The 1305-nt window shown below is 61.5% G+C and carries 3 protein-coding genes; 2 read left to right on the top strand and 1 reads right to left on the bottom strand.

Annotation, left to right across the window (positions count from 1 at the left end):
- Positions 1 to 195, bottom strand: a 195-nt coding sequence (locus tag AC5JJ6_RS03430; protein WP_496040702.1) for a hypothetical protein, incomplete at its 3' end; no start/stop codon positions are given.
- 218 nt (positions 196 to 413) lie between these two features.
- On the opposite strand from AC5JJ6_RS03430, the gene AC5JJ6_RS03435 reads away from it, so the two are divergent.
- Both AC5JJ6_RS03435 and AC5JJ6_RS03440 read left to right on the top strand, forming a co-directional pair.
- Entirely contained in the window at positions 414 to 641 is a 228-nt protein-coding gene (locus AC5JJ6_RS03435) for a dodecin (RefSeq protein WP_496040703.1), read from the top strand.
- Positions 642 to 784: 143 nt separating this feature from the next.
- Positions 785 to 1305: solute carrier family 23 protein (locus AC5JJ6_RS03440; protein ID WP_496040704.1), on the top strand; the 521-nt coding region annotated here is incomplete at its 3' end.

The raw sequence follows: 1305 nt of genomic DNA on the forward strand, positions 1-1305 counted from the left end.
GTCCTTGTAGCTGCCCGGGTCCAGGGGATCGGCGATATGGGCTTTCTGGAACGGCCGCAAGGCGGCGGTATTGCCGAGAAAGTGGGAGCTGGCGACCATCATCAGCCGCTCCAGCTGCACCCGTTGATTATTGCCTCGCAGATAAAGAGCCGAAATGCCTATCAGGATGGTCAAGCCGATCGCGATAGCCAGCAATGGAATTACCGGTGTCATGAGGGTCCTGGTGTTGATGTTGCGAACAACTCAGGTGTTTCATGGGCATTTACTTGGCAGGAAGGATGCGCCCCGGTTTTTCCAAATACTGTGAGTTTTTTAACAGGTTGTCGAAAAAAGGCCCTCCGGCGTTTCCCGCCGCCATTCTCCGTTTCCAGGTGTTACACCAGGGTCAACGAACCTTCAGAAGAGGGCGCACCATGAGCGATCACATCTACAAGATCATCCAACTCGTCGGCTCATCCCCCACCAGCGTCGAGGACGCCGTCCAGAACGCGGTCGAGCGGGCTTCCAAGAAGCTGAAGCATCTGCGCTGGTTCGAGGTGCTGGAGACGCGCGGCCATATCGAGAACGGCAAGGTCTCGCACTATCAGGTCACCCTCAAGGTCGGCTTCACTCTGGACGACACGATCGACGCCTCCGATTGAGGGCGCCACCGGAGGGCGGGCGGAGCATTCCGGCCTTCCCTCCGGCCTGCGAACCATGGGACGCCGATGGCCTGAACATTGCACTCAGCAGAGCCTCGACGACAACCGAGGCGCGCGACGCAAAGCAGAGGCATCAGTAAACCATGGCGACAACCATCCATCCCGTAGACGAGCGTCTCCCACTACCACGGCTGCTTCCCCTGGCCCTGCAGCACGTCCTGGTGATGTATGCCGGCGCTGTCGCGGTCCCGCTGATCATCGGCCGCGCCCTGGGCCTGCCGCCGGAAGACGTCGCTTTCCTGATCAGCGCCGACCTGTTCGCCTGCGGTCTGGCGACGCTGGTGCAGTGCTTCGGCTTTCCCGGCGTCGGTATCCGGCTGCCGGTCATGATGGGCGTCACATTCGCGTCGGTCGGTCCGATGCTCTCCATGGCCGCGGCGCCGGGTGTCGGACTGCTCGGAATCTACGGCTCGGTGATAGCCGCCGGCATTTTCGGCGTAATCGTTGCACCTTTCGTCAGCAGGTTATTGCCTCTTTTTCCGCCTGTCGTCACCGGTACGATCATCCTCGTGATCGGCATCTCCCTGATGCGGGTCGGCATCAACTGGGCCGGCGGCGGGCTGCCGACGCTGACCAAGATGGTCGACGGCGTCCCGGCGGCCTT

This window comes from Skermanella sp., from assembly GCF_059503625.1.